At 68.8% G+C, this 24,920-nt stretch carries 19 protein-coding genes; 6 read left to right on the top strand and 13 right to left on the bottom strand.

Annotated elements, in window-relative coordinates:
• Window positions 1-12: 12 nt before the first annotated feature.
• From Sfulv_RS23025 to Sfulv_RS23020, 3 genes are all read right to left on the bottom strand, one after another.
• Entirely contained in the window at window positions 13-1,170 is a 1,158-nt protein-coding gene (locus Sfulv_RS23025; protein WP_246353809.1) for a stealth family protein, read from the bottom strand.
• Window positions 1,170-1,640, bottom strand: coding sequence for a hypothetical protein (locus Sfulv_RS30685; RefSeq protein ID WP_256669068.1), 471 nt, complete (start codon window positions 1,638-1,640; stop codon window positions 1,170-1,172). Before Sfulv_RS30685 ends, Sfulv_RS23025 begins: the two co-directional genes overlap by 1 nt.
• A 398-nt stretch (window positions 1,641-2,038) precedes the next feature.
• Entirely contained in the window at window positions 2,039-2,968 is a 930-nt protein-coding gene (locus Sfulv_RS23020; protein ID WP_256669066.1) for a hypothetical protein, read from the bottom strand.
• 445 nt (window positions 2,969-3,413) lie between these two features.
• Here Sfulv_RS23020 and Sfulv_RS23015 point away from each other — a divergent pair, with 445 nt between their 5' ends.
• A complete protein-coding gene (locus Sfulv_RS23015) occupies window positions 3,414-4,514 on the top strand; it encodes an LCP family protein (RefSeq protein WP_173316424.1) in 1,101 nt (366 codons plus the stop codon).
• Window positions 4,515-4,553: 39 nt separating this feature from the next.
• The gene (locus tag Sfulv_RS23010; RefSeq protein ID WP_173316423.1) at window positions 4,554-4,985 is read left to right on the top strand and encodes an NTP pyrophosphohydrolase; all 432 of its coding nucleotides are present in this window, start codon (window positions 4,554-4,556) and stop codon (window positions 4,983-4,985) included.
• Here the strand turns inward: Sfulv_RS23010 and Sfulv_RS23005 are convergent.
• The 9 genes from Sfulv_RS23005 to ngcE all read right to left on the bottom strand — a co-directional run bounded on the left by Sfulv_RS23005 (window position 4,978) and on the right by ngcE (window position 17,305).
• Window positions 4,978-6,459, bottom strand: a complete 1,482-nt coding sequence (locus Sfulv_RS23005) for an amino acid permease (protein ID WP_173318143.1) — start codon at window positions 6,457-6,459, stop codon at window positions 4,978-4,980. The genes Sfulv_RS23010 and Sfulv_RS23005 overlap by 8 nt on opposite strands.
• A 270-nt stretch (window positions 6,460-6,729) precedes the next feature.
• The gene (gene dxs, locus Sfulv_RS23000; protein ID WP_173316422.1) at window positions 6,730-8,658 is read right to left on the bottom strand and encodes a 1-deoxy-D-xylulose-5-phosphate synthase; all 1,929 of its coding nucleotides are present in this window, start codon (window positions 8,656-8,658) and stop codon (window positions 6,730-6,732) included.
• 204 nt (window positions 8,659-8,862) lie between these two features.
• Window positions 8,863-10,152 (bottom strand): sugar ABC transporter permease, encoded by a 1,290-nt coding sequence (locus Sfulv_RS22995; RefSeq protein WP_173316421.1) that lies wholly within the window; start codon window positions 10,150-10,152, stop codon window positions 8,863-8,865.
• Window positions 10,149-10,937: an ATP-binding cassette domain-containing protein gene (locus Sfulv_RS22990; protein WP_173316420.1), complete on the bottom strand. Its 789-nt coding sequence runs from the start codon at window positions 10,935-10,937 to the stop codon at window positions 10,149-10,151. Before Sfulv_RS22990 ends, Sfulv_RS22995 begins: the two co-directional genes overlap by 4 nt.
• Window positions 10,938-11,218: 281 nt before the next feature.
• Entirely contained in the window at window positions 11,219-12,331 is a 1,113-nt protein-coding gene (locus Sfulv_RS22985; protein WP_173316419.1) for a sugar ABC transporter substrate-binding protein, read from the bottom strand.
• Window positions 12,332-12,451: 120 nt separating this feature from the next.
• A complete protein-coding gene (locus Sfulv_RS22980) occupies window positions 12,452-13,651 on the bottom strand; it encodes an ROK family transcriptional regulator (protein WP_173316418.1) in 1,200 nt (399 codons plus the stop codon).
• Window positions 13,652-13,836: 185 nt separating this feature from the next.
• A complete protein-coding gene (locus Sfulv_RS22975) occupies window positions 13,837-14,772 on the bottom strand; it encodes a carbohydrate ABC transporter permease (RefSeq protein ID WP_173318141.1) in 936 nt (311 codons plus the stop codon).
• 18 nt (window positions 14,773-14,790) lie between these two features.
• On the bottom strand, window positions 14,791-15,714 hold the full coding sequence (locus Sfulv_RS22970) for a carbohydrate ABC transporter permease (RefSeq protein ID WP_173316417.1): 924 nt from the start codon (window positions 15,712-15,714) through the stop codon (window positions 14,791-14,793).
• Between the two features lie 136 nt (window positions 15,715-15,850).
• Window positions 15,851-17,305, bottom strand: coding sequence for an N-acetylglucosamine/diacetylchitobiose ABC transporter substrate-binding protein (gene ngcE / locus Sfulv_RS22965; RefSeq protein WP_173316416.1), 1,455 nt, complete (start codon window positions 17,303-17,305; stop codon window positions 15,851-15,853).
• A 541-nt stretch (window positions 17,306-17,846) separates the two neighbouring features.
• On the opposite strand from ngcE, the gene Sfulv_RS22960 reads away from it, so the two are divergent.
• The 3 genes from Sfulv_RS22960 (at window position 17,847) to Sfulv_RS22950 (ending at window position 23,252) form a co-directional block, all read left to right on the top strand.
• A complete protein-coding gene (locus Sfulv_RS22960) occupies window positions 17,847-21,707 on the top strand; it encodes a GH92 family glycosyl hydrolase (protein ID WP_173316415.1) in 3,861 nt (1,286 codons plus the stop codon).
• 230 nt (window positions 21,708-21,937) lie between these two features.
• Complete coding sequence (locus Sfulv_RS22955) at window positions 21,938-22,555, top strand: hypothetical protein (protein ID WP_173316414.1); 618 nt, start codon at window positions 21,938-21,940, stop codon at window positions 22,553-22,555.
• A 52-nt stretch (window positions 22,556-22,607) separates the two neighbouring features.
• The gene (locus Sfulv_RS22950) at window positions 22,608-23,252 is read left to right on the top strand and encodes a class F sortase (protein ID WP_173316413.1); all 645 of its coding nucleotides are present in this window, start codon (window positions 22,608-22,610) and stop codon (window positions 23,250-23,252) included.
• A 78-nt stretch (window positions 23,253-23,330) separates the two neighbouring features.
• On the opposite strand, the gene Sfulv_RS22945 is transcribed toward Sfulv_RS22950, so the two are convergent.
• Window positions 23,331-23,957, bottom strand: a complete 627-nt coding sequence (locus Sfulv_RS22945) for a histidine phosphatase family protein (protein WP_173316412.1) — start codon at window positions 23,955-23,957, stop codon at window positions 23,331-23,333.
• A gap of 216 nt (window positions 23,958-24,173) precedes the next feature.
• On the opposite strand from Sfulv_RS22945, the gene Sfulv_RS22940 reads away from it, so the two are divergent.
• Window positions 24,174-24,803: a hypothetical protein gene (locus Sfulv_RS22940; RefSeq protein WP_173316411.1), complete on the top strand. Its 630-nt coding sequence runs from the start codon at window positions 24,174-24,176 to the stop codon at window positions 24,801-24,803.
• The last annotated feature ends 117 nt before the right edge of the window (window positions 24,804-24,920 follow it).

Genomic DNA, 24,920 nt, shown 5'->3' with positions numbered 1-24,920 from the left:
ACGAACCCCGATTCATCGCTCGTAGGGACTGGGAACAGGGAAGTAGGCGTTGAGGAATCCGTCGAGCAGCTCCTGCTGCGCCTCGATGTCCTCCGGTGTGGAGAACGCGTCGTTCAGACAGAAGGCGTCCTGGCTCCGGCTGTCGAGGAGCCGTTGCAGCCGGTCCGCCAGATCGGGCACCGCCAGCTGGAGGTAGGTGAACGGCATGCTCGCCGGCTGGGCCCGTCCGGTCAGCGCCGCGTAGTACAGCCCGAACGAGGAGGTCGTGGACAGGTCCGTCATCGCCCGGAAGCGGCTGGCGGCCGTACGGGCCCACGCCTGCGGGAAGTCCCGTTCCGCTTCCTCCATCGCGCTGCGGCGCAGCGCGTAGGGGATGTGCTCCATGGGCTGGGTGATCACCCGGCCGAACCGCTCCCTGAGAAGCGCGCGGTTGTTCTTGCAGGCCGCGTCGACCGGGGTGTCGGTCTCCACGACCGGCCCCTGGGGTATGCGGTTGCGCGAGGGGAAGTACCGCGCCGTCCCGCTCGGGGTGAAGAAGGCGTGCGGCGCCACGGGGCGGCCGACGAACATGTCGTCGTTGAAGTAGAGGAAGTGCTCCGAGAGCCCTTCGATGTGGTGCAACTGGCTCTCGATGGAGTGCGAGTTGAACGTCGGCAGGTCCGCGGGGTTCCGGAACACCTCCCGGTGGCTCACCACCCGTATGCCTGGCACGTCCTCGCGGAGCCACGCCGGGACCTGGTCGTCGGTGACGATGTAGATGTTGCGTATCCACGGGGCGAACATGTGGAGCGAGCGGACCGAGTAGCGCAGTTCGTCACGGCTGATGAAGCGGGCGTCGCTCGCGGACTCCGCGTGGTAGACCTCACCCTTCGCCGCGGCCTTGCGCTGCTGCCAGGCGGGGTCGTTCCCGTCCACCCAGGTGTATACGGCATCGACGGGGAAGTCGATGTCCTCCACGCAACTCACCAGGAACTCGGGCCTGGTGGCGAGCGGAGGGGCGTCGTGCCGTGAGGTTCGCTCGGCGACGAAACGGCTGAACAGCCGCGGCGCTCCGAGGACGTTCCCGCCCTCGCCCGAGACCGCCCAGGTGACCCTGTTGGCCCTGGGCGCGACGAGGTGCGTGCCGTGCCAGCGCCAGAACTCCACGGCGCAGCCGTACTCGTGACCCATCAGCAGGTGTCTGCCTGGGTCCGTGCGAAACCAGCTGACCTGTACGGCGGCGGCCGTACGGACACCACGCCACGCCTTGGGATCCCGCGAGGACCGGGGACGACGGGCACGGACGCCTGCGGGTCGATCACGCTCAGGTGACCGGCGTACTGTCCCATGCCCCTGAAGAGAGCGCCCAGGACGACTTCCCGGTCCTCCTCGGCCACCGCGAGGACGGTGCCGTGGTCGGAGGCTCCGCGTACGGCGAAGAAGGAGACTCCGGCGGACCGGAGCAGATCGGCCACGGTGGAACGGTTCGCCTCCCGGGCGCCGAGAGGGGTGAGGCCCGGTTCGACGTAGACGTCGTCCGTCGCCCGGCCGGGCGTGCTCGGCTGCTGCGGGTACGAGGGCGCCGGCGCGAGGGGGGCCGGCGCGTGACCGGAGAGCGGCTCGGCGACAGGGCGCACGATCGGCCCGGGAATGATGGTCACATCCACCACACCGCACCCGGGCCGGACAAACGCCGCCGCACGCCATCACTCCTTGATCTGCCCGCGGTCGGAGACCGGCAGAGCTCTTCGCGGATCCCCCGTGGATGCCGCCGCCGCTCTGCGCTCTTCATTCACCACAAGTAGTCATTAGTGACATGAAATAGAACTTTTAACTTTCACAGAGCGATCACATCTTCATCAGTTCGAGGCTTCGTGTCAATGTACGACCCGAAAGCCTCAAGTAGCTGAAATTACCGACAGATTAGACAAATCGACCGTGCCGCCGATGACCGACAGGTCCCAGGGGAGGTCACGGAGTCAGACGCGTTCGGCGGGCGCCATGGCAAGCCCTGGTTCAGGATTCTGACGCGCGACGTACAGCGCGCCGTCCGCGCCGATCATCGCCACCACGACCCGGCCGGCACCGTCGGTCGCCAGGGCCGGAGGCAGGCCCGTCCGCACCCCGGTCGGTGACCACCACAGCCCTCCCCCTCGTTCTCGGTACCGCAGGCGGCGACCATGACGTGGCCGTCCACATCGCGATGGGCCAGGACCGTGCAGTCGTAACCGTCGAGCGGGGCACGCAGGACGGAGACCGGGCCCTCGGCCGGGGCGCCGCCGAGCGGGATCACCCAGCCCCCGAGGCGGTAGGCCACCACTCCCCCCGTGGCCGGATCGGTCCAGTAGTACGTGCACCGGTCCGGGGCGGTCTCCAGCGAGGTCACACTGGCCGGCGCCATCTGGACGGGCATGTCCTCCTCCCGCGAGAACTTCCCGTCCCGGGCCGCCTGCCGCCAGCGCATCGCACCGCCCGGGCCCTGGACGAGCAGATCGACAGCGCCGGACGCGCCCAGCGTGACGGCCATTCCCTCCTCGGCACCGCGGGCGTTCAAGTTGTGCCACGACTCCCAGGTGCCGGCCTTGTCGTCGCGCCGGAGCATCACACCCCCCGCCGCGGTCCGCACGAAGAAGTGCACAAGCCCGGACGGACTCACGGTGCCGGCAGGCGCACCCATGCCGGACGCCTGGTCCGTGTTCTTGCGCGGATTGCCCAGGGAGTGCCACCCGTTGAGAGCACGGCCACTCTGGTACTGGATGGCGTGCACCACATCGACGACGGGCGGCCCGTCCTTCTGCGGTACGGAACGCCGCCCGAGGAGATGCACATAGCCGTCCGCGCCCTGGGCGAGGGAGAGGTGCGTCAGATGAGGGACCTCGAAGAGGTCGGGCCCTGACCAGTCCGGCCCTCCCGGCCGCGTCTCCGTCCACCGGAGCACTCCGCCGGCGTGGAGCGCGTAGGCGGTGAGTCTTCCGTCCCTGCCGCGCACCAGCCACTTCCCGTCAACAGCCGCGACAGCCGCGACAGTTGTGTTCCGGTCGGCGTTCCGGTGCTCCCGCACGGCCCGCGCGGGGGTGGCCCCCGGGCAGCGCGCCCAGACTTGACCCGCATGATGTGCGTCGCCCTTCCCGTGATTCTCCGCCCGGACCCGGCACCGGCTGCTGCACTGCGTCAGGGACGCACGACGGGTGTGGCACTGGTCATCATAGAATCTCCGTTCGACCGCCACCGACTGGCCGTCCCGCGTTCGCTTTTCCGGCGTACGGGGAGAACGTCGCGCACGGCGCCTCCGCAGAGCCCGCGCAGAATTACACACAATTCGAAAATTTGTCTATACTGCTCGGCCAGCCCCCCACATGAGTGGACCGGCCCCACCCGAGTCCTTAACTCCACACCCGGCCCTCGCGGGCCACAGACCAAGGGACTCGTGCAGGATGAGCCACGACGCCGTACCCCCGGGCCCGCGCGCCTCACGCCGGGGGAAATCCGCCTCACGGGGACGCAAGAAGGACCGTAAATCCCGTCGCGGCCTCAAGATCGTTCTCGGGATCTTCCTGGTGCTCCTGCTCGCGGGCGGCACCACCGCCTACTGGATGTACAGCAGCCTCGACGGCAACATCAAGGGCGTCGACATCGACAAGGCCCTCGGCGAGGACCGCCCGGAGAAGCTTCCGACGACGGGTCAGAACCTCCTGGTCCTCGGCTCGGACTCGCGGGCAGGCGCGGCGAACAAGGAGCTCGGCGGGGGCGGCGACGCCGGCGGGGCCCGTTCCGACACCGCCATGGTGGTGCACATACCCGAGGGCCGCACGAAGGCCGTAGCCGTCTCCATCCCGCGCGACACCCTGGTGACCCGGCCGGAGTGCACCGGGTCCGACGGTTCGGCGCTGGCGCCCAAGGACCGGGTGATGTTCAACTCGGTGTACTCGCTGGCCGGTCCGGCCTGCGTGGTCAAGACCGTCGAGAAGATGTCCGGCGTCCGGATCGACCACTACCTGGAGATCAACTTCGCCGGGTTCAAGGATCTGGTCGACGCCATCGGAGGCGTCACGGTCGACGTCCCCCAGGACATCGCCGACCAGGCGTCCGGGCTGAACCTCACCGCCGGTCCGCACAAGCTCAACGGCACCGAGTCGCTCGCCTACGTCCGTACGCGGCACGGCGTCGGAGACGGCAGCGACCTCGGACGCATAGGGCTCCAGCAGCAGTTCATGATGGCGCTGCTGAGTGAGATCAAGTCGCAGGACCTGCTGGGCAGTCCGGCGACGACGTACAAGATCGCCAGTTCCGCCACCAAGTCGCTGACGACCGACGAAGGGCTCGCCTCGCTCACGTCGCTCAGTGACTTCGCGCGTTCGATGAACGGTGTCGACCCGGCCTCGATGGAGACGATCATGCTTCCGGTCGCGTACGACAAGAGCGACCCCAACCGGGTCGTGGCCGCCGAACCGCAGGCCGGCACCCTGTGGAAGGCGATCCGCGAGGACACGACGATCCCGGAGTCCGCCAAGAAGTCCCCCGCCACCGGCGGCTGACGGGCCGTGGGCGGCGGCGTCCCATGGCATTCTGCCGGGATGCCGACCGAGGACCCGGACACCGGGAACACGCTGCCACTGGTGGTCGTCGACGCCGCCAACGTCGTGGGCTCCGTACCGGACGGCTGGTGGCGGGACCGGCGGGGGGCCGCCGAGCGGCTGCGGGACTCGCTCGTCCCGTACGCCACGGACGGCCTGCCCCCGATCCGCGGCCCCGTGGAACTGGTGCTGGTCGTCGAAGGCGCCGCGCGGGGCGTCGCCCCGGTGCCCGGGGTACGGGTGGAGTCGGCGCCCGGCAGCGGTGACGACCTGATCGCCCGGCTCGTCGCGACGGAGGCGGCCCGCGATCCGGGCCGCCTCTGTGTCGTGGTCACCGCGGACCGGGGCCTGCGCCAGCGGGTCGAGGCCCACCGGGCGCGGTGCGTGGGGCCCCGTACCGTACGCCCCACGCCTCCGTCGCGGCTCAGCTGACCGGCTTGCGCTCCCCGTCCTCGTTCACCCGGCTGTGCTTCTGCCCGTACAGGAAGTAGATGGCGATCCCGATCGCCATCCAGATGCCGAACCGCACCCAGGTCTCCGCCGGCAGGTTGAGCATCAGCCAGACGGACGCCGCGACCGAGAGGATCGGGACCAGCGGGACCCACGGGGTGCGGAAGGCGCGGTGCAGATCGGGCCGGGTGCGGCGCAGGACCAGCACGCCCAGGGCGACCACGACGAACGCGAAGAGCGTGCCGATGTTCACCAGCGTCGCCAGCTCGTTGATGCTGGTGAAGCCCGCGATGACCGCGATGACCACCCCGAGCAGGATGGTCGGCCGGTACGGCGTGCCGAAGCGCGGGTGGGTCACCGAGAAGAACCGCGGGAGCAGCCCGTCCCGGCTCATCGCGAAGAACACCCGGGTCTGGCCGAGCAGCAGGATCATGCAGACCGTGGTGAGGCCGACCGCGGCGCCGAAGCTGATGACACCCGCGTAGAAGGGGTGTCCGACGGACTTGAACGCGTCGGCGAGCGGGGCGCTCACCGACAGTTCGCTGTAGTGCTGCATGCCGGTGACGACCAGGGACACGGCCACGTAGAGCACGGTGCAGATCAGGAGCGAGCCGAGGATGCCGCGCGGCATGTCCCGCTGCGGGAACCTGGTCTCCTCGGCCGCGGTGGCCACCACGTCGAAGCCGATGAAGGCGAAGAAGACGACCGACGCGGCGGTGAAGATGCCCATGACGCCGAAGTTCGTGGGCTCGTAACCGAACATCAGCTGGACCAGCGGTGCGTCCAGGCCCGCCCCCGCCGGCTGCTTCACGGCGTCGGGGACGAACGGCTTGTAGTTGTCGGCGTCGATGAAGAAGGAACCCGCGATGATCACGATGAGGACCACCGTCACCTTGATGGCGACGACGACCGCCGTGACGCGCGCCGACAGCTTCATGCCGAACACCAGGATGACCGTCAGCAGAAGCACCAGCACGAAGGCGAGGATGTCGAAGCCGAAACCGTCCGCGACATCGGGCCCCGACAGCGCCTCGGGCATCGTCCAGCCCACGTTGTCCATCAGTGAGCGGACGTAACCGGACCAGCCGACCGCCACCACCGCCGTACCCAGCGCGAACTCCAGGATCAGGTCCCAGCCGATGGTCCAGGCGACCAGTTCACCGAGCGAGGCGTACGAGAAGGTGTACGCGGACCCCGCGACCGGGACGGTCGAGGCGAACTCCGCGTAGCAGAGCGCGGCCAGCGCGCAGACGAGGCCCGCGGCGACGAAGGCGAGCGCCGTGGCGGGGCCCGCGGTCTCCTTGGCGACCTTGCCCGTGAGGACGAAGATGCCGGTGCCGATGATGACCCCGACCCCGAAGACCGTCAGGTCCAGTGCCGAGAGGGATTTCCTGAGTTTGTGCTCCGGTTCTTCCGTGTCCCTGATCGACTGTTCGACCGTTTTCGTCCGGAACAGTGTGCTCACCGGTCTGCCTCCGTCATCGTGCTTCTCGTCCGTCGCCGGGCCCTGTCGTTACCCGAATCACGGCCATGATCGAGAGGGCGCGCGGCGCGCGGGCGGTGGAGCGGGGCGATTCACCCGATGGGGCCCGGGAGAGCGAAGAGCACTGGGCCGTACGGAGTAGAGGTGAGGCCCTGACGCCTCCGGACGGCCGGAGCGCGGGACACGGACGCGCCCCCCGGTCCGGTGGGGCCGAGGGCGCGGTGGGGCGGGGCGCAGCTGCGGTCAGTCGCGTACGGGCTCCGCCGGACGCGGCTCGGCGCCCCGGCTCTCGTACCGGCCGTCGAGCCTGGCCACCAGACCGGTGACCTGGCGGGCGATGTCGGGGGCGGTCAGACCGATCTCCGCCATGACCTCCTTGCGGGAGGCGTGGTCGAGGAAGACCGGCGGGATGCCGAAGTCCCGCAGCGGTACGTCGACCTCGGCGTCGCGCAGCGCCTGGGCGATGGCGGAGCCGACACCACCGGCGCGGCTGTTGTCCTCGACGGTGACGACGACCCGGTGCCGCTCGGCGAGCGGGGCCATGGCCTCGTCGACGGGCTTGACCCAGCGCGGGTCGACCACCGTGGTGGAGATGCCCTGGGCCTCGAGCAGCGTGGCGATCTCCAGGCACATCGGGGCGAGCGCTCCGACGGAGACCAGCAGCACGTCGGGCCGCTCGGTGCCCGCCTCGCGCAGGACGTCCATCCCGCCGGCCGTGCCCACGGCCTTGACCGCAGGGCCGACCGCGCCCTTGGAGAAGCGGACCACGGTCGGCGCGTCGTCGACGGCGACGGCCTCGCGCAGCTGGGCGCGGACCTGGTCGGCGTCGCGGGGGGCGGCGATCCGCAGGGTCGGCACGCACTGGAGGATCGACATGTCCCACATGCCGTTGTGCGAGGCGCCGTCCGTACCGGTGACTCCGGCGCGGTCCAGGACGAAGGTGACCCCGCACCTGTGCAGGGCGACATCCATCAGGACCTGGTCGAAGGCGCGGTTGAGGAAGGTCGCGTAGACCGCGAAGACCGGGTGCAGTCCGCCGGTGGCGAGGCCCGCCGCGGAGACCGCGCCGTGCTGCTCGGCGATGCCGACGTCGTAGATCCGGTCCGGGAAAGCCTCCTGAAACTTGCCGAGGCCGACCGGCTGGAGCATGGCCGCGGTGATCGCGACGATGTCCTCGCGCTCCTTGCCGAGCTTGACCATCTCCTCGCCGAAGACCGAGGTCCAGTCGAGGCCGGAGGTGGAGATCGGCAGGCCGGTGTCGGGGTGGATCTTGCCGACCGCGTGGAAGCGGTCGGCCTCGTCCTCCAGTGCCGGGGTGTAGCCGCGGCCCTTCTCCGTGAGGCAGTGGACGATGACGGGGCCGCCGAAGCGCCTGGCCCGCTGGAGCGCGGACTCCAGGGCCTCGATGTCGTGTCCGTCGATCGGTCCGACGTACTTCAGCCCGAGGTCCTCGAACATGCCCTGCGGGGCGATGAAGTCCTTGAGGCCCTTCTTGGCGCCGTGCAGGGTCCCGTACAGCGGCCTCCCGACGACGGGCGTGCGCTCCAGGAGGTCCTTGCCGCGCGCCAGGAACCGCTCGTACCCGTCCGTGGTACGCAGGGTGGCGAGGTGGTTGGCGAGGCCACCGATGGTCGGGGCGTACGAGCGCTCGTTGTCGTTGACGACGATGACCAGGGGGCGGTCCTTGGCGGCGGCGATGTTGTTCAGCGCCTCCCAGGCCATCCCGCCGGTGAGGGCGCCGTCCCCGATGACCGCGACGACGTGGTCGTCCTTCTCCAGCACCTCGTTGGCCTTGGCGAGGCCGTCAGCCCAGCCGAGCACGGTCGAGGCGTGCGAGTTCTCGATGACGTCGTGCTCGGACTCGGCCCGGGAGGGGTAGCCGGAGAGGCCGCCCTTGCTCTTGAGCTTCGAGAAGTCCTGGCGGCCGGTGAGCAGCTTGTGCACATAGCTCTGGTGGCCGGTGTCGAAGAGGACCTTGTCCCGTGGCGACTCGAACACCCGGTGCAGGGCGATGGTCAGCTCGACCACACCCAGGTTGGGGCCCAGGTGTCCGCCGGTCTTGGACACCTCCTCGACGAGGAACGTACGGATCTCCCCGGCGAGCTGCTCCAGCTGCTCAAGGCTGAGCCGGTCCAGGTCGCGCGGTCCCCCGATGCGGGTCAGCAGATCCACCCGTGTCTCCTTGCGTGTGAGCTGGTCGAGCGTGCCGATCCGATGAGTCTAATGTTCCGCCCGCGCGCACCGTCAGCGGGCGGTGTGTTCCGCTTCACCCGATCGGATGGCGGGGGGTGTCGCACGCCTGTGCGCGGCGGGGGAACGCGGACACGCACGAGCCCGGCACCTGGGAGGATGCCGGGCCCGTGCGCTGCGGGGCGGTCAGGCGCGACCGGCCGACTTCTGGGTCTTGCGTGTGACGGAGTCGATGACGACCGTGATGAGGAGCACGCCGCCGGTGATCATGTAGTTGATCGGGGTGGCGATGCCCTCGAGCGACAGTCCGTACTGGATCGAGACGATGACCATCACGCCGAGCAGCGCGTTCCAGGTCCGGCCGCGCCCGCCGAAGAGGCTGGTGCCGCCGATGACGGCCGCCGCGATGACGTTCATCAGGAGGTCGCCGGTGCCGGAGCCCTGGTTGACCGCCGCGATCTTGGAGGCCCAGAACAGACCGCCGATCGCCGCGAACGTCCCCGCGATGGCGAAGACCGACACCCGGATCGCCGTGACGTTGATGCCCGCGCGGCGGGACGCCTCGACGCTGCCGCCGAGCGCGAAGATCTTCCGGCCGTACGCCGTGCGGCGCAGGACGAAGTCCGTCCCCACCAGGACCACCAGGAAGAGCACCAGCGCCAGGGGCAGGCCCCGGTACTGGTTGAACATGACCGCGGCGGCGAAGGCGAACACCGCGAGCACGGCGGTGCGCACCACGATGTCGGTGAGCGGCCGGGCCGGGATGCCCGCTGCCTCGCGGCGGCGGCTGTCCAGGAACGCGGAGAGGAAGTAGCCCACCACGGCGATGGCGGCGAGGCCGTAGGCGGCGGCGACATCGGCGAAGTAGTACGTGGTGAGGTGGCCGACGACGCCGTCGCCGTCCAGGTTGATCGTGCCGGTGTCGCCGAGCAGCTGGAGCATGAAGCCCAGCCAGAACAGCAGGCCGGCGAGGGTGACGGCGAAGGCGGGCGCTCCTATCCGGGCGAAGAAGAAGCCGTGGATAGCGCCGATGGCCGCGCCGCTGACGATCGCGATGAAGACGGCCAGCCACTCGTTCATGCCCTGCGTGACGCTGAGCACGGCCACGAGTGCGCCGGAGACGCCGCTGACCGAGCCGACCGACAGGTCGATCTCGCCGAGCAGCAGCACGAAGATGATGCCCACGGCCATCATGCCGGTGGCGACCATGGCGACGGCGATGTCGCTGAGGTTCTTCGCGGAGAGGAACTCGGAGTTCAGGCTCTGGAAGACCACGCAGATGATGAGGAGGCCGATGACCACGGGGATCGAGCCGAGGTCACCCGCGCCCATCTTCCGCTTGAACTCGGTGAGGTATCCGCGGAGGCCCTGTTCGCGCACGAGCAGCCGGGGGTCGACCGCGGTGGCCGCGCCCTTGGCGGCGTCCGGGTTCACCACGGGAGCGCCCGCGGGGGCGGCCGTCTTGTCGGTGTTCACTTCTGGACCTCCGCGTTGCGCGCCGCACGTCGGGTCACGGCGTTTTCCGTGGCGCCGGTGATGGCGGAGATGATCTCTTCCTGCGAGGTGGTCTTCACGTCGAAGACCCCGTTGTTGCGGCCCAGCCTGAGCACCGCCACCTTGTCGGCGACGGCCTTCACATCGGCCATGTTGTGGCTGATGAGGATGACCGCGTGGCCGCGCTCGCGCAGCCGCTCGACCAGGTCGAGTACCTGGGCGGTCTGCTCGACCCCGAGGGCCGCGGTGGGCTCGTCGAGGATGACGAGCTTGGGGTCGCCGAGCATCGACCGGGCGATGGCCACGGTCTGGCGCTGACCGCCGGAGAGCGAGGCGATCGGGATGCGGACGCTGGGGATGCGGATCGACAGCGTGCTGAGGAGCTCGCGGGAGCGGCGCTCCATCTCGACCTCGTTGAGGACGCCGAACTTACGGAGCTCCCGGCCGAGGTAGAGGTTGCCCACGACATCGATGTTGTCGCACAGCGCGAGGTCCTGGTAGACGGTCGCGATGCCGAGGTTCTGGGCGTCGTGCGGCTTGTTGATCTGGACGGCGTCGCCTTCCCACTCGATGACTCCGTCATCGATGGGGTGCACACCGGCAATCGTCTTGACCAGCGTTGATTTACCGGCGCCGTTGTCGCCGACGAGGGCGACCACCTCGCCGGCGTGGACCTCAAGCTGTACATCGGTGAGCGCCTGGACGGCACCGAATCGCTTGGAGACCCCTCGCAACGCCAACACGGGCGTAGCGGACACGTGAACCATCTCCTTCGCCGCCTGACCGGCGGGGATGCCGCGCCTGGGGGAGGCGCGGTGGGTCGAGCAGAAGAGAAACAAGGGGGCGCGGCGGGAGCCGCAGGGAAGGGTTCCATCCGGTGCCCCGCCCGGCAGCGGGACAGTAGGTGGGCGGGGCACCGGACAGGCTTCGTGGGGCGCGAGCCGCTGGTACGCCGGCGGGCTCGCTGCCGTTGGCCGGCCGTCGCACCGCGGGTACGCGGTGGGCGGCCGGCCGCGGGTCCGGCCGCAGCGGCCGGACCCCGGAGGGACTACTTCAGACCGAGCTTGTCGCAGGCGGCCTTGTACTTGGCCGTGCAGATCTCGTCGACCGTGTAGATGCCGTCCTTCAGGACGGTGTCCTGGATGTTGGCCTGGGTCAGCGAGACGACCGGGACCAGCACGGTGGGAACGGCCTTCTGGGTGGGGCTGTCCACCGTGGACGTGGCGATCGAGTCGAGCTTCTCGCCCTTGGCCAGCGCGACGGCCATCTCGGCGGCGGCGGCGCCCTCGGGGGCGTACGGCTTGTAGACGCTCATGAACTGCTCACCGGCGACGATGCGCTGCACACCGGCGAGTTCGGCGTCCTGACCGGTGACCGGCGGGAGCTTGGAGAGACCGGCGGCCTTGAGGGCGGTGATGATGCCGCCCGCCATGCCGTCGTTGGCGGAGTAGACGCCGTCGATCTTGTCCTTGCCGAGGGCCGTGATCGCCGCCTCCATGTTGGCGTTGGCGTTCTCCGGCTTCCACTCCTTGGTGTCGTACTCCTTGCCGAACTTGACCTTGCCTTCGAGCTCGGCCTTGGCGCCCTTCTTGAAGAGGGCGGCGTTCGGGTCGGTGATCGCGCCGTTCATCATCACGATCGTGCCGCCGTCGGCCTTGTCGCCGAGGGCCTCAAGCAGGGCCTTGCCCTGGACGTGGCCGACCTCCTCGTTGTCGAAGGAGGTGTAGGCGTCGATCGGGCCTTCGGCGAGGCGGTCGAAGGCGACGACGGGGATGCCCGCGTCCTTGGCCTTCTTCACGCCGTTGGCGATCGCCTTGGAGTCCACCGCGTCGATGATCAGCGCGTCGACCTTGTTGGTGATCATGGTCTCGACCTGCTGCGACTGCAACGTGGCGTCCTGCTTGGCGTTGGCGTAGATGACCTTCGCCTTGCCGCCGGTGAGCTCGCTGACCTTCTCTTCGATGATCGGCTTGTCGAACTTCTCGTACCGGGCGGTCTGGTTCTCGGGAAGGAGCAGTCCGATCTTCAGATCGTCGCCCTTCTTCGCCGAGGGCTCCTGGGTCTTGTCGCCGGATTCCTTGGCACTGCCGCAAGCGGCAAGCGAGACAGCCATGGCTGTGGCGGCAACGGCAACGGCGGCACGACGCATACGCGTGTTCATTCTCGAACCTCCCTGACGAGGCCGCGACGTTGCGGCCGAGGTGGCTGGAAGTCAACTCGGCCGCGAGGCCAGCGTCAAGGAGTAAATTCTTAACGAGATGACAACGGTGCCATTCGTTATCTAAGTGAAGGCAGGAGTCGCCGGGGAGAGAGTGCTCTCCAACAGGGTCGAATCGCCCATTTCGTTCAGTACGAGGGCCAGCGCGCCGAGCACTTCCGCCCGTCCGCCGAGGGCTCCCGGAAGCACCGAGAGCTGCCGCGCCGCACTGGGAATGGCGTACCTGGAGACCGAGTCGCGGATCGGCCCGAGCACCAGCTCGCCCGCCTCCGCGAGGGACCCGCCGAGCACCACCCGGCTCGGGTTCAGCAGGTTGCACAGGTTGGCGACACCGCTGCCGATGTGCCGCCCGACGTCCCCGATCACGCGGCGGCAGCCCGGATCGCCCTCACGGGCCAGCTGGACCACGCGTTCCATGGTCAGATCGGGCCCGTGGCCCGGCTGGAGCAGGGGCAGGACGTACCGCGCGGCGGCGAAGGTCTCCAGGCAGCCCCGGTTGCCGCAGCGGCAGACAGGGCCCGACTCGTCGAGCGTGATGTGCCCGATCTCGCCGGCCGTGCCGCCGGGGCCCCGGTAGATCGATCCGTCGATCACCAGGCCGGCGCCGACACCGCTCGCCACCTTGATGTACGCCAGATCCCTGACCCCGCGCCCGCTCCCCCAGACCAGCTCGCCCAGCGCCCCGAGGTTGGCGTCGTTGTCGACGTACACCGGCACCCCCAGGCGTCCGGCCAGCTCCTCGCTGGGGTTGATGCCCGTCCAGCCAGGCAGGATCGAGGTGGAGCCCAGCGTGCCGGACACGACGTCGATCGGACCCGGCACGCCGAGCCCCACGCCGATCACCTTGTCCGGGGCGATCCCGGTGGCCTCGATCAGCCGGTTCACCACCTGTTCCGCCCGGTCGAAGCCCTGCGCGGAGGAGGCGTCGACGTCCAGCGGCTCCGACTCCTCGGCCAGCACCTGGTGGGCCAGGTTGCCCACGGCCACCCGGAGATGTGTGTGACCGAAGTCCACACCGACCACGATGCCCGCGTCACCGCTGAGCGAGACGCTGCGGGCCCGGCGGCCGCCCGCGGAGGTCGGTGTGACCTCGACCGTGCCACTGTCCTTCAGCTCACGCACGATGTTGGAGACGGTGGCCGCGGAGAGGCCGGTGCCCCTGGCGATCTCCGCCTGGGTGAGCGATCCCGCCATCCGTACGGCCCGTACGACGCGCTCAAGGTTGGCCCGATGCAGAGATGTCTGCGACCCCGGAGTCTCCATCGACTCACTCACTCCTGCCGTTTTTCTCTAACATGTGAACCCTAAGCAGAGTCTCAGGGACCACCTCCCGTCAAGACCTGAGCGCGCGGGGCCTCGGTTGAGCGGGCCGCCGGCTCACGCGGAACGCCCGGCTCCGGCTGCGCGGAGCAGCTGGAGCCGGGCGTGGCGGGGGCGGAGGCGGCGTACTACTTCATCGCGCCCGCCGTCAGGCCAGCCTGCACCTGGCGCTGGAAGATGAAGTAGACGACCAGGACGGGGAGCATGGCGATCATCATGCCCGCCATCAGGGCGCCCCAGTCGTTCTCGTACCCCTGCTGGAGGGCGATCATCGCGAGGCCCTGGGTCAGCACGTAGTCCTTCTCCTCCTGGTTCAGCACCATCGGCAGCAGGTACTGGTTCCACTGCCCGAGGAAGTTGAAGATGCCGATGCTGATCAGGCCGGGCTTGGCCATCGGCAGCATGACCTGGAAGAACGTCCGGGTGTGCGAGGCCCCGTCGATCATCGCCGCCTCAGCGACCGAGGCCGGCAGGGTCCGGAAGAACGCCGTCATGAAGAAGACGGTGAACGGCAGCGAGTAGGCGATGTAGACCAGGATCATGCCCTGGTACGTGGTGAGCAGCGATCCGGTCGGGAAGTCCCGCATGACGAAGAAGAGCGGGATCACCAGCATGAAGACCGGGAAGGACATGCCGGCCACGAACAGGTAGTAGATGAAGCGGTTGCCGGGGAAGGTGAAGCGGGCCAGAACGTACGCGGCCATCGAGCCCAGGACCATCGTGCCGATGACCGATCCGCCCACGATGATGACCGTGTTGATGAAGTACTGGCCCATGTTCGCCTTGTTCCAGGCGTTGGACCAGTTCTCCCAGTGCAGGCTGGTGGGCAGGCCCCACGGGTCGGTGAGGATGCCGTTACTCGTCTTGAAGGAGCTCCACAGCACCCAGAGGAGCGGGACCCCCACCATCAGCGCCCAGACGACCAGCATGCCGTGGGAGAAGACGTTGAGTACGCCGCCGTCCTTGCCGCCCTTGCCGCCTCTGCCGCTCCCGGGGCCCTTGGGGGAGTTCGGGCTCCCGGCGCCCGGAACGACGCCCTGCTTCGGTGTCTCGTCGGTCTTGATCGTCATCCGCCCGTACCCCTAGAACTCGATCCGCTCACGCCGCGCAAAGCGCATGGTGAGCACTGCGAACGTCATGGTCACGACGAGCATCGCGACGCCCATCGCCGAGGCGTAGCCGAACTGGCTGTCGCGGAAGGCCGTCTGGTAGAGCCTCAACGGCATGACGTCCGTGGCACCGTCCGGTCCGCCCATGTTCACCGACATGATCTGGACCAGGGCGAACGCGTCGAGGGCGATGATGCCCATGTAGACCCAGCCGGTCTGGACCGTGTCCCACAGCAGCGGCAGGGTGATCCTGAAGAAGGTGTGGATGCGGTTGGCCCCGTCGAGCAGGGACGCCTCGTAGATCTCCCGGGGGATGGAGGCCATCGCCGCGGAGAAGAGCACCACGAAGAACCCCACATTGGACCAGACCATGACGGCGCTGATGCAGATGAGCGCCAGGCTCTTCTCGCCCAGCCAGGCGTTCTGCAGACTGTCGAGGCCCACCGCTCCCAGGAGGGAGTTCAGCATGCCGTCCTGGGGGTCGGGGTTGTAGATGTTGAACCAGATGACCGCGATGATCGTGATGGAGATGACCTGCGGGAAGAAGAAGACGAGCTTGTAGAGCTTCGACCCCGTGACACCGCCGACCACTTCGTTCTTCCTGCGCCGGCCGCCGACGTTGAGCATGAAGGCGAAGAAGAGCCCCATGGCGAGCGTGACGACCGGGATCGCGGCCAGCATGTAGATGTTGTGCCGCAGCGCGTTCCAGAAGTCGTCGCTGTTCCAGAGCCGCTCGAAGTTGTCGAGGCCGACGTACTTCGACGTGCCGACCAGTCCGGACCAGTCGGTCATCGAGATCTGGAAAGCCTGGATGAACGGTGAGATCACGAAGATCGCGTAGATGATCAGAGGCAGGGCCAGGAAGCCCGCTATGAATCGGTATTTGCCGTGTTGCATAGTGCTTCCCGGCCCTTCCCCTCGTCGGATCTTCTACTGCCGGGCTTCTGCTGCCGGTCTTGCGCTGCCGACTTGTGCTGCCGGCTTGTGCTGCCGGGCGCGGAATCGGAACCGCTTTCCGGTGAACCGCGAGGTCTCAGGCAGTGCGCTTGAACTTCTTGACCGAGCTGTCCCGCGCGACGTCGTCGCAGTACTTCTGGGTCTTCTTGATCCAGTCGGAAGCCTTCAGGTCGCCCGTGAGGAGCTGGCCCGTGAGACCGCCGAGCTTCTCGTCGGTCAGCGCCGGATACCACTCCTGCAGCTGGAGGCTGATGAGGTTGGGACCGGCCTCGCCGAAGACCTTGCTGGCCGAGGCGAGACCCGGGGAGAGGGTCATGCCGTCGGTCGCGCCGGTGACACAGGTCAGGGACTTCACCTTGGTGGCGAAGTTCTGCGCGTGCTTCTTGGAGAGCATGATGCGCAGCAGCTCCATGCCGCCCGCCGGGTTCTTGCCCTTGGTCGGGACGATGAACGGCTCACTGGGCTCGGCGCGCAGCGAGGCGGTGGGCATCTTGTCCCCCGCACCCCCGTCGAAGAGCGCGCCGACGGCCATGCCGAAGCCCTCGGGCGTGGTCGTGGCGGCCTCGTTCTCCACCCACGAACCGTTCGGGATGAAGGCGGCCTTGCCCTTGGTCCAGGCGGTCTGCGACTGGATGTGGGTGAGGCCCTGGCTGCCCTCCAGGAAGTACTTCTTGGCGGCGAGCTCCTCGTAGTGCTCGATGACGACCTTGACCGCGTCGTTCTTGACCCAGGCGTTCGGTTCGAGGTTGTCGATCTCGACCCAGGCCGGCATGCCGCCGATCTTGGCGATCTGCGCGAAGAGGTTGAAGTGGACGTAGTACGGGAATTTGCCCGCGTACGTCCAGGGGGCGACGCCCGCCTTCTTGATCTCGGCGCAGGTCGCGACCATCTCGTCGAGGGTCTTGGGGTAGGCCCAGCCCTTGTCCGTGAAGAGCTTCTGGGAGTACCAGGTGCCGTAGATGGTGAAGGCGTAGTACAGGACGTCGAAGACGTCGCCGTGCATGCCCTTCTCCAGCGTGCTGGGGTGGATCGTGTCGCGGATCTTCTTGGCGGGGTCGTCCATGGACGCCGCGTCGAGAAGGACTCCGAGGTCCTGGAGCTGGCCCTGGGTGGACAGCTTGTTCATGTCCAGGTGGTCGGCACCGGAGTTGTCGATGACGTCCGGCGGGTTGCCGCCGGCGAAGCGCGGGGTCAGCTTCGGGCCGACCTGCTGCGTGCCGGTGTGCTTGACCGCGGCGCCGTAGGTCGCCTTGTAGTCGGCCTCCGCGTCGATGGCGTACTGGTCGCCCAGACCGCCCTTGAAGATGAACGCCTCCAGCGGGGCGCCCTTCTTGACGCCGAGCGGGTTCTTCGCCGACTTCTCGCCCTCGGGCTTCTTGGTGCCCTTGTTGTCGGCCTCGCCGCCACCACCGGTGGCACAGGCGGAGAGGAAGCCCATCGTCGGGACGGTGATCAGGCCGAGTGCGGCCGACCGCTTGATCAGATTACGACGGCCAAGGCCCTCATTGTTCTGGGCGGAGGTGGATCCCATGCTCAAGTCCTCGCCTTCTACAGGACTCAGGCGGTGTACCGGTCACCCGTCGATATCGCCTCAGGCGAAGGGCCCCGCCACCGCGGTCAGTTGCGCTTGGGTCATACGGAGTACCGGAACTTCGTGCAGTGGGGATGCCGGAGACCGTACAGCTTCGGACGCCCCCCATGGCGTCTGGCGCGACCGTCCCCCGTGCCCCCGTACACGGCCGTGTGAAGCGGCCGAACAGGTGCCGACAGGTATAGTCCACTTGTCGCCAACTGAGCAAGATCGAGTACGGGTTTGGACGGCAGTCTTTCCCGAGTTGAGACCTCACGGATATCTTGGCTCCCCCAGGTCCGGACCAGGCCGGACACCGCCGGACTCCGTCCGGCTCCGCCACACAGCTCCGTTTTCCCCAGGACGGTCGATTACCGGCCCGTTTCTCGCGCAACACCCTTGACACCACCAGCCCCTTACCTCCCTACTGGACCCTGCGAATCATGAATGACAACGTTGTCTATCACCTTCTCCATGGGAGGAATCGCTCGGGATGCTCCGGATGACCGGGATCAGAAGAGTCCATAAGGCCGCCACGGGAGCCCACGCCAGAGCCCAGGCGGCCGCCTTGGTGGCGGCCGCTTCGCTTCTCGTCGTGACGGCCCCGTCCGCCGCCATCGCCCTCCCCGGAGCTCCGGGCCAACCCGCGGGAGGCGAGCAGGAGTTCAGCACCTCGTTCGAAGCGGACGAAAGGCAGCCGGACTGGCGCAACACCGTCGAAGAGGGACCGGACGGTACGAAGAGGTCGTCGGGCGTCGATGGCGGATTCGCCACCGGAATACCGGGCAATGTCACCGACAAGGTGACCGACCTGCGCGCCAGCGGCGAGAACACCGGCGGCGGGGAGGTCAAGGAGAACCTGGTCGACGTCGAGTCCGGCACCAAGTGGCTGGCCTTCGCACCGTCCGGCTGGGTCGAGTTCGGCCTCGCCGAACCGGTCAGGGTCCTGACGTACGCGCTGACCTCCGCCAACGACCACGCCGAGCGCGACCCCCGCGACTGGACGCTGAAGGGCTCCACGGACGGCACCACGTGGAAGGAGCTGGACACCCGCACCGGCGAGACCTTCTCCGCGCGCTTCCAGACGAAGTCGTACGACTTCACCTCCGACACGGCCTACCGCCACTTCCGTCTGGAGATCACGAAGAACAACGGAGCCTCGGACGCCCTCCAGCTCGCCGACGTCCAGTTCTCCGACGGCGACACCTCCGCGCCCGCCCCGGACGAGATGCGCAGCCAGGCCGACCGCGGCCCGTCCGGCTCCCCCACCGCGAAGTCGGGTGCGGGCTTCAGCGGCAGGAAGGCGCTGCGTTACGCCGGTACGCACAAGCCGGCCGGCCGCGCCTACTCGTACAACAAGGTCTTCGACGTCGACACGGCCGTCACGAAGGACACCGAGCTCTCCTACCTCGTCTATCCGCAGATGGGCGAGACCGACCTCGACTACCCGGCCACACACGTCGCGGTGGACCTCGCGTTCACCGACGGCACGTACCTGAGCGGACTCGGGGCGACGGACAGCCACGGCGGCGTGCTGACGCCGCGGGGCCAGGCCGACGCCAAGCGGCTGTACGTGAACCAGTGGAACAAGGTCGCCTCGCGCATCGGCTCGGTGGCGGCGGGCAAGACCGTCGACCGCGTGCTGGTGGCGTACGACTCCCCCAAGGGCCCCTCGAAGTTCCAGGGCTGGATCGACGACGTCAAGATCGCCCCGAAGGCGCCCCCGAAGCGCGAGGCGCACCTCGCCGACTACGCGCTGACCACGCGCGGCACGAACTCCAGCGGAGGTTTCTCGCGCGGCAACAACATCCCGGCGACCGCCGTGCCCCATGGCTTCAACTTCTGGACGCCGGTGACCAACGCCGGCTCCACGAGCTGGCTGTACGACTACGCCCGGGGCAACAACGAGGACAACCTGCCCGAGATCCAGGCGTTCAGTGCCAGCCACGAGCCGAGCCCGTGGATGGGCGACCGCCAGACCTTCCAGCTGATGCCGTCGGCGGCCGAGGGCACCCCGGACGCCTCGCGCTCGGCGCGCGCGCTGCCGTTCCACCATGAGAACGAGACGGCGAAGCCGCACTACTACGGCGTGACGTTCGACAGCGGCCTCAAGGCCGAGATGACGCCCACCGACCACGCGGCGCGCATGCGGTTCACCTACCCCGGTGACGACGCGAGCATGGTCTTCGACAACGTCTCCAACGCGGGCGGGCTGACCCTCGACGCGGAGTCCGGCTCCTTCACCGGCTTCTCCGACGTGAAGAGCGGCCTCTCCACCGGGGCCACCCGGCTCTTCGTGTACGGCGTCTTCGACGCGCCGGTCACCGGCAGCGGCAGGCTGAGCGGCGGCGGCGGCGCCGATGTGACCGGCTACTTCCGCTTCGACGCCGGCAAGGACCGTACGGTCGGCCTGCGCCTGGCGACCTCGCTCATCAGCGTGGACCAGGCGAAGCAGAACCTCGCCATGGAGATCCCGGAGTCGGCCTCCTTCGAGGAGACCAGGGACCGGGCGCGGAGCGCCTGGGACCGCATCCTGGGCAAGGTCGAGGTCGAGGGGGCCGACCCCGACCAGCTGACCACGCTCTACTCCAGCCTCTACCGGCTGTACCTTTACCCGAACTCGGGCTTCGAGAAGGTCGAGGGCGAGAACAGGTACGCGAGCCCCTTCTCCCCCAAGACGGGCCCCGACACCCCCACCCGTACCGGCGCGAAGATCGTCGACGGCGAGGTGTACGTCAACAACGGCTTCTGGGACACCTACCGGACGACGTGGCCCGCCTACTCCTTCCTCACCCCGAAGAAGGCCGGCGAGATGGTGGACGGTTTCGTCCAGCAGTACAAGGACGGCGGCTGGGTCTCCCGCTGGTCGTCCCCGGGTTACGCGGACCTGATGACCGGCACCAGTTCGGACGTGGCGTTCGCCGACGCGTACGTCAAGGGCGTGGAGTTCGACGCGGAGGCGGCGTACGAGGCGGCCCTGAAGAACGCCACCGTCGTCCCGCCGTCCTCCGGTGTCGGCCGCAAGGGCATGACGACCTCGCCCTTCACCGGATACGCGAACACCGCGACGCACGAGGGGCTTTCCTGGTCGCTGGAGGGTTACCTCAACGACTACGGCATCGCCCAGATGGGCAAGGCCCTCTACAAGAAGACGAAGAACGCGCGTTACCAGGAGGAGTCCGAGTACTTCCTGAACCGCGCCCGCAACTACGTCAAGCTCTTCGACGACAAGGCCGGCTTCTTCCAGGGCAAGGACGCCAAGGGTGACTGGCGGGTCCCCTCGGGCCAGTACGACCCGCGGGTCTGGGGCTACGACTACACCGAGACGAACGGCTGGGGTTACGCCTTCACCGCCCCGCAGGACAGCCGCGGCCTGGCCAACCTCTACGGCGGGCGCGACGGCCTCGCCGAGAAGCTGGACACGTACTTCGCCACCCCGGAGACCGCGGGACCGGAGTTCGTCGGTTCGTACGGGGGCGTCATCCACGAGATGACGGAGGCCCGCGACGTGCGGATGGGCATGTACGGCCACAGCAACCAGGTCGCCCACCACGCCACCTACATGTACGACGCGGCCTCGCAGCCCTGGAAGACGCAGGAGAAGGTCCGCGAGGTCCTCGGCCGCCTCTACACGGGCAGCGAGATCGGACAGGGCTACCACGGCGACGAGGACAACGGCGAGCAGTCGGCCTGGTTCCTCTTCTCCTCGCTGGGCTTCTACCCGCTGGTGATGGGCAGTGGTGAGTACGCGATCGGCTCGCCGCTCTTCACGAAGACCACGGTGCACCTGGAGAACGGCCGCGACCTCGTCGTGAAGGCTCCGAAGAACAGCGCGAAGAACATCTACGTGCAGGGCCTGAAGGTCAACGGCAAGAAGTGGAAGTCCACTTCGCTGCCGCACGACCTGCTGGCCAGGGGCGGCGTGCTGGAGTTCGACATGGGTTCCGCGCCCTCCGCGTGGGGCACCGGCAAGAAGGCGGCGCCGGTCTCGATCACCCAGGACGACGAGGTGCCGAACCCGAGGGCCGACGCGCTGAAGGGTGAGGGCGCGCTCTTCGACGACACCTCGGCCACCAAGGCCGTCGTCGGGACGGTGGAGCTGCCGGTGGCCTCTGCCACCAAGGCGCTCCAGTACACGCTGACGTCGTCAGCGGCGAAGGAGGCCCCGGCGGGCTGGGTCCTCCAGGGCTCCTCGGACGGCACGACGTGGAAGGACCTCGACAAGCGGTCCGCCCAGTCGTTCGCCTGGGACAAGCAGACCCGGGTGTTCTCGGTCGGCCGGCCGGGCTCGTACACGGCGTACCGGCTGGTCGTGGACGGCTCGGCGACGCTGGCGGAGGTGGAGCTGCTCAGCCGCCAGTAACGGGTTGAACGCTCAACTGATGTACGGGGTGCCCCTTCCGGTGAGGTCTGCCGGAAGGGGCACCCCGTCGTTTCCGGCCCGTACGGGCCGTTTCCCCTCCCGCCCTGTCGGCCGAACAGGGCACTTCTGGCCCGTTCTCGTGTCTTATCTGACTTTTGCGGCGATTCGTGGCATCTCTTAGGCGATCAGGTGATCAGTACGACAATCATCTCGGCTTGAAGGAGCCCTTCATGCGCATGTCCACTTCCTTCCGCTCCCGCCGCGTCCGCACGGGGGCCAGGGTGGCCGCCGCGGTCGCGGTCGCCGGCGCCACCCTGGCCGGCGCCCCGGCCGCCTACGCCGTTCCCGGCGACAGCGGTGACATCGACATCCGCTCGGTCCGCTGGCACTCGCCCGGTGACCGCGAAGGCGTCTCGGTCTGCAAGTTCGTACTCGTGGCGAACAACTTCGAGTCGTTGCCCTCGGTCGCCTGGACGATCACCGAGCAGCCCCCGACCGTGCCCCCGGGCAACACCCTGCTGGCCACCCTTCCGCTCATCAACGGCAGTGCGCGCAGCCAGGCGTACCTGCTCCCCGAGGGCACGTACAAACTGGAGTTCGCCGTCCCGGCGGGTCCGAAGCAGAAGAGCTTCAAGGTCGAGTGCCCCAGGCGCGGGCACGGCGGCAGCAAGCCGATCGGCACGGTCCCCGCGGGCGGCGGCGGTGTGCCGGAGATGGAGCCCGTCAGCTCGTCGGAGAGCGACTCGGACGCCGGCACCACCGCGGCACTCGCCGCCGGCGGCGTCGGCCTCGCGGGCCTGGTCATGGTCCGCCGGTCCGCCCGCCGCCGTGCCCGTGGCGAGGCGTAACGCCCGCTGCCGACGGCGACGACGAGGACCGACCCGCGCATGCCGTCTCACCATGACGCTGTGCGTGACGTTCTCACTGGTGACCGGCATCGTCTGGGTGTCCTCGGACTCCGAGGACACCCCGTCGGGCACCGCCGCCCGCGGCAGCGACGCCGCGGGCGGCGGGCGGGAGCCGTTCCGACGGGCACCGCACACGCCGGGGGAACACGTGCCGGCCTCGCACGCCCCCCTGGTGCCCTCCCGTCCTCTGAAGGTCACCATTCCCGCCATCTTCATCGAGGCACCGGTCACCGGACTCGGTCTCGACGCGAAGGGCCGGCTCAAGGCTCCGCCGTTGAGCAAGCCGAAGCTGACGGGCTGGTACGAGAGGGGGCCCTCGCCCGGTGAGGACGGCACGGCCCTGCTCGTGGGCCACCGGGACACCAGGACCGGCCCCGCCATCTTCCTCAACCTCAACGCGCTGCGCCGGGGCGACAAGGTGAACGTGGTGCGGGCGGACCGCAGGACCGCGGTGTTCACGGTCGACGCGGTGAAGACGTACACGAAGGACAAGTTCCCCGACGACAAGGTGTACGGGGAGACCGGACGGCCCGAACTCCGGCTGCTCACCTGCGGCGGGCGTTTCGACGCGAAGGCCGGCTACTCGGCGAACGTGGTGGTCTTCGCCCACCTCACCGCACTGGGGAAGGCGGCCTGAGAGCCGCGCACGGTCCGGGCCGGTACCTCGGGGACAAGGTACCGGCCACCCGCACGACCGGGCCGGGTCGCCGCTCGCTCAGACCCGCACCGCCTCGAACAGCCGCTCCGGCAACGCCATGTTGAGTGCCTTGATGACCGGCTTGCCGTGTTCCGTACCGAGCCGGGAGACCGCCCCCGTGGCCAGCTGGAACAGCTCCCCGCTCGCGGGGGTCAGCCGCAGATAGCGGGCCGTGAGCACCCGCAGGAAGTGGGAGTGCGCCACCAGGACGATGTCCGCGTCCCCGAGCCGCGACGCCTCCTCCCCCACCCGCGCCAGCACCCGGTCCGCCCGTGCGCCCACCTCCTCGGGCGTCTCGCCGGGATGCTCCGCCGGTCCGGGCGCCACACCGTCGGTCCACAGGTTCCAGTCGGGGCGCGTACGCCGGATCTCGACCGTGGTCACACCCTCGTACGCCCCGTAGTCCCACTCGTGCAGGTCAGGCGCCTCGCGGGGCGACGGCAGCCCGGCCAGCTCGGCGGTGCGGCGGGCACGGAGGTACGGGCTGGTCAGCACGGTTCCGATCCGGCTCTCCGCGAGCAGGGGGACGAGCGCCCTCGCCTGCCGCTCCCCGAGCTCGGTCAACGGCAGATCGGTGTGACTCGTGTGCTGCCCGGACCGGGACCACTCGGTCTCCCCGTGCCGGATCAGGATCAGCTCGCCCATGGTCGCTCCGCTCTCTCGTATCGGTGACGCGGTTGTCGCGGGTGCGAACGCGCGGGCCAACGATCGCACTCGCGGATGGACGTCGCCCGACCCCCCCTGCGGCACGCCCGCGCGGCGCTGGATGATCCCCCATGCCGTCGGCGGAATCCGTGCGGGGCCTCAAGCGCCAGTCACCTACCGTAGGGGTCCTGCCTGCACCTTTTCCTGGGGGACCTCATGTCCGACAACTTTCCGCCACCGCCATCGCCGCCCCACCGGCATCAGCAGCCGCCGTGGCCGGCGCCGCCCGGCTGGGATGGGGGTCCCCCGCCGCGCAAGAGCGGTGCGGGGCTGGTCGTCGCGCTCTCCGTGGGAGGCGGGGTGCTCACTCTGGCGCTCCTGGGAACGCTGCTCTACTTCGCGGGGCAGGCCGTCATGGGCTCGTCCCCGGGGCCGGGTCCGTACTCCTCGGGAGAGGCCCTGCCCGGTCAGGAGCCCGTGCCCCCTCCGTCTCCCGCACCCACCGGCACGGAGGCGGAGGAGGACGTCCGGATCTCCGCGTGCACCGTGGACTCGCTGACCGCGTGGCCGGCCGCCGGGATGGAGATAGTGAACGGCTCCGGGAGCGCGGCGGACTACGTCGTGACCGTGGAGTTCGTGGACCAGGACGGCACCCGGGTGGCGGACGGGATCGTCGGCGTGCTCGGCCTCGCACCGGGGCAGAGCGCGAAGAAGAAGGCGCAGGGTCTCGAAGTGGCCCCGGGCGACGTGAAGTGCCGGATCACCGAGGTGCTGCGGACCGCGTCGGCCGGCTGTGTCCCGTCCCGTTCGACATTCTCGCCCCGCGCCTCGGTGACCAGGGGGTAGGCAAATCACGGTGAAGACCGCAGTGCACGAAATCCCAGGAGACGTTGTCGCCCAGAGTTATGCGTGTGCAGCCGTCCCAACCTTCGTTGTCGCTCGTTTGCGAGGCTTCGCTGATCA

This window comes from Streptomyces fulvorobeus, assembly GCF_013167895.1.
In the GTDB taxonomy this organism is placed as follows: Bacteria; Actinomycetota; Actinomycetes; order Streptomycetales; family Streptomycetaceae; genus Streptomyces; species Streptomyces fulvorobeus.
This window is presented reverse-complemented; position numbering and strand designations above follow the sequence as displayed.

Coding starts and splice junctions, on each gene's coding strand:
- Sfulv_RS23025 (WP_246353809.1), bottom strand. CDS start 1,170: ATGGGTCACGAGTACGGCTGCGCCGTGGAGTTCTGGCGCTGGCACGGC.
- Sfulv_RS23015 (WP_173316424.1), top strand. CDS start 3,414: ATGAGCCACGACGCCGTACCCCCGGGCCCGCGCGCCTCACGCCGGGGG.
- Sfulv_RS23010 (WP_173316423.1), top strand. CDS start 4,554: ATGCCGACCGAGGACCCGGACACCGGGAACACGCTGCCACTGGTGGTC.
- Sfulv_RS22990 (WP_173316420.1), bottom strand. CDS start 10,937: ATGGTTCACGTGTCCGCTACGCCCGTGTTGGCGTTGCGAGGGGTCTCC.
- Sfulv_RS22985 (WP_173316419.1), bottom strand. CDS start 12,331: ATGAACACGCGTATGCGTCGTGCCGCCGTTGCCGTTGCCGCCACAGCC.
- Sfulv_RS22980 (WP_173316418.1), bottom strand. CDS start 13,651: ATGGAGACTCCGGGGTCGCAGACATCTCTGCATCGGGCCAACCTTGAG.
- Sfulv_RS22970 (WP_173316417.1), bottom strand. CDS start 15,714: ATGCAACACGGCAAATACCGATTCATAGCGGGCTTCCTGGCCCTGCCT.
- ngcE (WP_173316416.1), bottom strand. CDS start 17,305: ATGGGATCCACCTCCGCCCAGAACAATGAGGGCCTTGGCCGTCGTAAT.
- Sfulv_RS22960 (WP_173316415.1), top strand. CDS start 17,847: ATGACCGGGATCAGAAGAGTCCATAAGGCCGCCACGGGAGCCCACGCC.
- Sfulv_RS22955 (WP_173316414.1), top strand. CDS start 21,938: ATGCGCATGTCCACTTCCTTCCGCTCCCGCCGCGTCCGCACGGGGGCC.
- Sfulv_RS22950 (WP_173316413.1), top strand. CDS start 22,608: ATGACGCTGTGCGTGACGTTCTCACTGGTGACCGGCATCGTCTGGGTG.
- Sfulv_RS22945 (WP_173316412.1), bottom strand. CDS start 23,957: ATGGGCGAGCTGATCCTGATCCGGCACGGGGAGACCGAGTGGTCCCGG.
- Sfulv_RS22940 (WP_173316411.1), top strand. CDS start 24,174: ATGTCCGACAACTTTCCGCCACCGCCATCGCCGCCCCACCGGCATCAG.